At 61.2% G+C, this 6174-nt stretch carries 6 protein-coding genes and 1 pseudogene; 2 read left to right on the top strand and 5 right to left on the bottom strand.

What is annotated here, in order from left to right; translation table 11 throughout:
- Positions 1 to 168: 168 nt before the first annotated feature.
- Positions 169 to 471, bottom strand: a complete 303-nt coding sequence (locus QM600_RS29990) for a DUF6924 domain-containing protein (protein ID WP_502943048.1) — start codon at positions 469 to 471, stop codon at positions 169 to 171.
- On the opposite strand from QM600_RS29990, the pseudogene QM600_RS21375 reads away from it, so the two are divergent.
- Positions 361 to 1587 (top strand): annotated as a pseudogene (locus QM600_RS21375) (IS3 family transposase). The gene QM600_RS29990 and the pseudogene QM600_RS21375 sit on opposite strands and share 111 nt — an antisense overlap.
- Positions 1588 to 1887: 300 nt before the next feature.
- On the opposite strand, the gene QM600_RS21370 reads toward QM600_RS21375, so the two are convergent.
- Both QM600_RS21370 and QM600_RS21365 read right to left on the bottom strand, forming a co-directional pair.
- Positions 1888 to 2478, bottom strand: coding sequence for a hypothetical protein (locus QM600_RS21370; protein WP_283263550.1), 591 nt, complete (start codon positions 2476 to 2478; stop codon positions 1888 to 1890).
- A 719-nt stretch (positions 2479 to 3197) separates the two neighbouring features.
- On the bottom strand, positions 3198 to 3479 hold the full coding sequence (locus QM600_RS21365) for a hypothetical protein (RefSeq protein ID WP_283263549.1): 282 nt from the start codon (positions 3477 to 3479) through the stop codon (positions 3198 to 3200).
- Positions 3480 to 3750: 271 nt separating this feature from the next.
- Between QM600_RS21365 and QM600_RS21360 the strand changes: the two genes are divergently transcribed.
- The gene (locus tag QM600_RS21360) at positions 3751 to 3915 is read left to right on the top strand and encodes a hypothetical protein (RefSeq protein WP_283263548.1); all 165 of its coding nucleotides are present in this window, start codon (positions 3751 to 3753) and stop codon (positions 3913 to 3915) included.
- Positions 3916 to 4334: 419 nt separating this feature from the next.
- Here QM600_RS21360 and QM600_RS21355 read toward each other — a convergent pair whose 3' ends face one another.
- Together QM600_RS21355 and QM600_RS21350 are read right to left on the bottom strand one after the other, a co-directional pair.
- Positions 4335 to 5375, bottom strand: a complete 1041-nt coding sequence (locus QM600_RS21355; RefSeq protein ID WP_283263547.1) for a nucleotidyl transferase AbiEii/AbiGii toxin family protein — start codon at positions 5373 to 5375, stop codon at positions 4335 to 4337.
- Positions 5372 to 6085 (bottom strand): hypothetical protein, encoded by a 714-nt coding sequence (locus tag QM600_RS21350; protein WP_283263546.1) that lies wholly within the window; start codon positions 6083 to 6085, stop codon positions 5372 to 5374. Before QM600_RS21350 ends, QM600_RS21355 begins: the two co-directional genes overlap by 4 nt.
- Positions 6086 to 6174: the final 89 nt, after the last annotated feature.

Raw genomic sequence — 6174 nt, 5'->3', positions numbered from 1 at the left:
GAGCAGGCAGATTGATCTGTACTCTGCCATGACCCAGCCGCTCATTTCGTCCATCTGTCGAGAACTCCTAATCTGGGGTTGGTGTCGACTGATCCCCGAACGTGCGATGTCTTCGCTTCAATTTCTGCAGTCACATAATCGCGACCGGATCCGACTTAATGGACCCCGTCAGAATCCTCGGAATATCCGATCTTCTGCCCTGTCAGCAGCACTCGCGAAATTACTGAAATCCATGTTCACCAAAGACAAATTGTTCTCGATCGACCACATCGACGTCGAAACGACACGGGGCCTTGACCCCGGGTGATGGACACGCTTGATCCTGGTCTCAGACCAGGGAAAGCGAGAAGATCTAACCCGATGACCAAAAAGAATTACACCGAAGAGTTCCGCCGCGACGCAGTCGAGCTCTACCGCGACACCGACGGCGCGACCGTAGCCGGGATCGCCGCCGATCTCGGCATATCCCACGGCTCCCTGACCACATGGCTGAAAAACGCGGGAATCCAGATCCGCAGACACGGCACCAGCAGCGCACCGCGGCCAGACCCCAGCGAAACACCCGAGCAGGAAGCCGCCAGGCTCCGCGCCGAGGTCGCACACCTACGCGCGGAGAAAACCAAGCTCGAGACCGAGCGAGACATCCTACGGTCGGCGGCCAAATATTTCGCCGGAGAGTCGAACTGGTGAACCGCTTCGGAGTTCGTTGCAGACCACTCTGACACCTACCCGGTGAAGCGGTTATGCCAAGTCATCGATATCGCCCGCTCGTCGTACTACGCGTGGATCAACGCCGCCGACACGCGGGCTGCCCGCGCCGCCGCCGACGCCGAACTCGCCGAGAAGATCCGCGCCATCCACAAAGTGGACAACACCTACGGGCGGCCCCGGATCACCGCCGAGATCAATCACCGGCAACCCGCCGGCCAACGGATCAATCACAAACGGATCGGACGGGTCATGTGCGAGAACAACATCGAGGGCCTGCGGCTGCGCCGAAAACACCGCACCACCATCGCAAAACCAGCCGACACTCCGTCCCCGGACCTGCTCAACCGTGATTTCACCGCAGCCGCACCGAACACCAGATACGTCGGCGACATCACGTACTTGCCATGCGGGGACAGTGAGTTCTTGTATCTGGCCACGGTGATCGACTGCTTCTCCCGACGCCTGGTCGGGTGGTCGATCGCCGACCACATGCGCACCGAACTCATCGAAGATGCCCTGGGTGCCGCAGCACTGACCCGCGGCGGCCTTGCCGGTGCAGTGTTCCACGCCGATCGCGGAAGTCAGTACACCTCAAAGGGTTTCGCGATGCTCTGCGCGAAGTTGGGTGTCGCGCAATCGATGGGATCGGTCGGCACGAGCGCAGACAATGCCCTGGCCGAGTCATTCAACGCGACACTCAAACGCGAAACACTACAAGGCGCCCAGCGGTGGGAATCACCTCGGGCGGCAAGGCTGGCGGTGTTCCGGTGGATCACCCGCTACAACACCCGGCGTCGGCACTCGTACTGCAACTATCTCAGTCCTGCCGACTACGAAAACGCCCACACATCCGATAGCCTGCAGCAAGCCGCGTAATCACAAACCCCGTGTCCAGCTTCCGGGGTCAAGGCCCATCAATGATTTGGAAGTCAATGAACGTGATTGACTTCCGTCGGCGTTCATGACATGTATCCCGACGATGGTGCGGGGCTCCTGCACCGCATGGGTGTACACAATCTTCGAACCATCCGGCGAATACTTCGCCCCGACATCATGTTCCGTAAGCGGCCGGATATCGCGGCCATCGGCTCTCATCACGTAGGTCTCGGACTGATTATTCCCACCGCGGTTACTCGAGAACCCATCCATTCGCAGTCGAACCCACGCCACATGCACTCAGACCGGTTCACCGTTGAAACGAGCCTCCATCTTCGAAGACACCGGGATGCAGTGCACGATCCGCTCCGTCAACGGCAGCGCCCGGATCGCGGTGATCGCCTCCCACTTGAACACCCCACACTCCCCCGTCGGCAAACCGGGAGCCTGCAGGCCCAGACCCTCGTCGTCGACCAGCCACACGATCGGCGGAGTCATTTGATTCACAAAGCATCTTGGTTGGTCGAACGACGACTCGGACGGCAACCGGTACCCCGCGAGGACAGCGTCCATGCTGCCCTCACGTCGTTCCTCGACCCACAAGACCGTGTGGTCGGTGACCCCGGCATTCCAGTCCCCCTCACATGTCACCGCGCGGACGGGCACGAACTCGGCCGGGATGGGCATGGGGTCGGGGACCGGTGCGGCCATCTGCGGAAGATCGGAGAATCCCAGAAGATTGCCGGCCAGGCACGTCGGCTCCACCAAACCCGGCACGCTCACCCGGGGCGTCGGCGCCGCTGCGGCGCCCCCGGTGTCCTCGCCCGACGTTCCACAACCGGCGACCAATGCGATAGCCGCCAATCCCACCACTACTCGTGAAGTCCCCATGCGGGCACAGTACGGACCGATCCGAGGCGCCGTCGGCGAATCGGATTCGGCGAACCCGACCACAGCCCAGGCATGGTGTCTCCGCAGACAGTGGACCACCGGCCCGGTAGACCCACAACAGTGTGCGGCCGAATCAGCGACGATCCGCAACCGCACCCCACATGGCCAGGTCACGCGCGGAATCAACTCATCGACCCGCCGCGGCGAGGCCCACACACCACGCAAAATCCCGACCCTCCGACAAAACACACTCTGCTGCAACATAATCAGACCGATAACCCTGTCACAGCAGGAGTACACAGATACGATCTGGTGATGCCGAAATGGTTCGAGATGCAGCCCTGCGACGACACCTTCCTCACCACCGCACCCCTGCTCAACCAATTCTCGATCGACCTGCCCGTCACCACCGCCACCGCCTGGTCCGAATGCACACCTGACCCGATGGCCAGTTCGAGATCGGATCGTCGGCCCCGTGATGGACGCACTGGGTGAATGAGAAACAGGTCGCCACACTGCTGCCCGATCTGAGGGGTTTCCTACAGATCAGGACCGGCGAGAGTTCTCCGGTCTGAGCGATGTGGCGACCCGGTGCTCGTCGCGATGCCGAGACTAGTTGACGGGTCCGACAGTGATGATGTTCGTAGCCCTGACCGTCGTTCCTCTGGGTCTGGCTGTCGCCCTGCTTGGGTTGATCTTCAGCTGATTCGGCCGGCTGGTCATTCTTTGACGTAGAGACGTCCGGCGTCGGCGAGGACGTTCCGGTAGGCGGTGTCGGTGGCGTCGAGCGCTTGGTCGACGAGTTTCAGTCCGCGGAGCACTGCTGCGAGGGCTTCGGGTCCGGTGGTGGGGTCGCCGAGTGTGTCTACTTCGAGGGTTTCCGGTTCGTGTAGTCGGTATTCGGCGGTGGTGTCGACGACTTTGCGGACCAGGTCTCGGATTTCGCCGAGTTGGTCTTGCAACTGGAGGTAGAGATCGCTCGGTGCGGTGGGGTTTGTCATGGTGTGTCCCGTCGTTGGCTGTTTCCAGTGTTCCTGAGGGGTGCGATATGGCGAAGGGTTTGTTCGGTCAGGGTTTACGTATCCGGGTGAATCCGGCTTGGGTTGCTATCGCGACGATGTCCGCGCGGTGTCGTGTTCGACGAAGTATCCCTTGGTCGGGGATTGGGGCGGCGGCGAAGATGTGCCGTGTGATCCCGTCGTTTCGGCTGGATTTCGCGGGGATGATGGCGGTGGCGTGGCGTTCGACGGCGTACAACATCACTGATAAGGCTTGGGCGATTTCGTCTACGTTTTCGTCGAAGTGCTCTTCTGCGATGTGTCGGTCGAAGACGAGTTGGCCGGCGCGGAGGTGCCAGGTGATGAATCGTTCGACGCGGGTGTTCGCTTCGCTGTCGGTTTCGTCGGTTGCGCACTACTCGAGCTGTGGAACCTCTGACCGACCGGCTGCATGGATCAATCGAGTACCGCCCGCCCTCGACCAGGACCGAATACCATGCGGTCAGCAAACATTCAGGTTATCTAGTCAGCGTCGGAGTGCGCAGTCACCAGTATGCGGAATTGCCCCGAGCCGTTCGCTCAGCCGGTCACACACTCCAAGTACTCGAAGTTCGGCTCTGCTCCACCGATGAACGGAACGAGATTCGTCCGGGCCGTGAAGCCCGGACGGAGTGCGCGACGTAACATCACAGCTGCGCGTCCCCCTTTGCCGGCTCGGGCGCGCACGGCCCGCCGGACTGACACTCACCTTCACGCCGGTGGGCCACCCAGTCTCCCTCAACTGCAGCAGTTTCCATAGCCTGTATATCGTCGGGAAGAAAGCTTCATGTTCTCGAGCTTATTGCGCCGCAGGAACATTCAGCCCCTATCTGAAACGTCCAGGTCAAGTAAGCTGCGATGCTCATCCACTCGATCGAGCACCACATCGAACGACGGCGCGTCCACACCGTAATAGAGCCCCCGCATCGCCTTCTCGTGCTCCACCCTCAACACTCCAGAGTGCCTCCACTCGCGAGAAAAGATTTCCGATGCCGCGAACCCACCTACCGGAGGTTCCTCATCCGGTAGAGGATAAGCCTGCGACACGGCGATACAGTCACGGACGATCGCACGCGAGGTTTCCTTGTCGGACAACAATTCCCGCACCATGCGATCACCGAGCAACGCCCACACGTCGTAGAGTTGCCGACCAATCCTCGACCACCCATCGGCCTGACCCCTACCGTCCCGGGTTCGTGCCACGAAGTTGTTCATACGCAACAGTTTTTCGATCAACGTCCGACTCGGATGCAACATGCGCACCGGAAAACTGGTCAGATCCGGATACTCGGTGATCGGCACACCCGCCGACGCGAGTTCACGTCCGAGCAGACTGGTCACCGGCATCATCTGCGTCGGTGTCGGTCCCCCGGCCTGACCGAGCTCGAGCATGATGCGGGTCGAATCCGCGATCCCCATCGTGTCCAACTCCGGAGCGAGAGGCACTTCGATATAGACCTTGCGCCAGAAACTGTCGTCGACGCCCTCGGCGCCTTTCTCTCCGCCGGACCCGTTGTCAGGTTTGATTGCGACCGCCCCGGGAATTGCGCCGGCAGCAGCCTCACACATCCCCTTCAACGCTCGTTCCGTCGCCCGCTTGTTGCCGTACCGGCCGGTGACCAACAAGTCGAGATCCTCGGAAAACCGTTGCACGAGACGCATCTTCTCCAGGCTGGTGCCACCCTTGAAGACAAGGTCATCTCCCGCGTGTGAGACGACCGCCCGCAGCGCCTCGCACACCCAGTAGTCCTTGGCGACCGCCAACTCCGAAATGTTCAATCTCGATGCTGCCGCAGCCACTGTCTGAGAGAAGATGGACGCATTCTCGTTCCGCCACAACACGACTGAGGTCGAACTCACTTCTCGTGCTCGAAATCGAGTGCACGCGCCGCGGTCCGCTTGTCCGCCGGCGGGATCTGTGCCGACAACCGGCCCCGCCCACAACTCGTCAGCATCGCCCGCAACCGAGCACGTGTGACACCTGGTTCAGTGACCGCAGCGACCGCCAGTTTATCCGGACGTACCGACTCGGATCCGAGCACCTCGAGCAACCGGTTCCACGACAACTGGGCACTGAGTTCACTGACCGACAGATCACCGAGCACTTCCAAAAAAGCCACCTCGAGACCGTTCAGATCCGCCTTGACACGACCCGGACGCGCCGAACGGGTCAAAAATTTCATCGTCGACGTCCCGACCGGTGCCCTACCGGGCACCGCGATCTGTCGGAACCTGGGAACCTGCGTCGACAACCGCAACGCGCTCGCCGCGGACAACCCCGCAGGACCTACACCTTTCATATTGCCCACCAACTCCGCCACCACGGCCGAGTCCGGCGGCGGACTCATACCCAATGGCGTCTTCACCCCTCGCCAGTACACACCGCGCCGCACCGGAAACAATTCACCCTCACGGACAAGCTCGGAGAACACGTTGCTGATCGTCTTCGGCGATCCGGGGAGTTCGCCGCGATGCCAAAACCGTTCCGACGAACCCACGATCTGGGCGCGCGCAGAACCCTGCCTCGCCGAACGCCGCGACGCCCGAGATGCCACCGTGGTTGCAGCCATCACCCGTCCTGTCTCCGAAAATTATCTTCATAATAGAAGAAACAGCAGATCAGAGCAAACATTGCGGCACGAGAAACTCCCGAAAGAAG

It is taken from the genome of Rhodococcus sp. IEGM 1379 (assembly GCF_030056815.1).
Taxonomy (GTDB): Bacteria; Actinomycetota; Actinomycetes; order Mycobacteriales; family Mycobacteriaceae; genus Rhodococcus_F.
The sequence above is the reverse complement of the archived record's forward strand: the minus strand, read 5'-3'. Positions and strand labels throughout refer to the sequence as shown.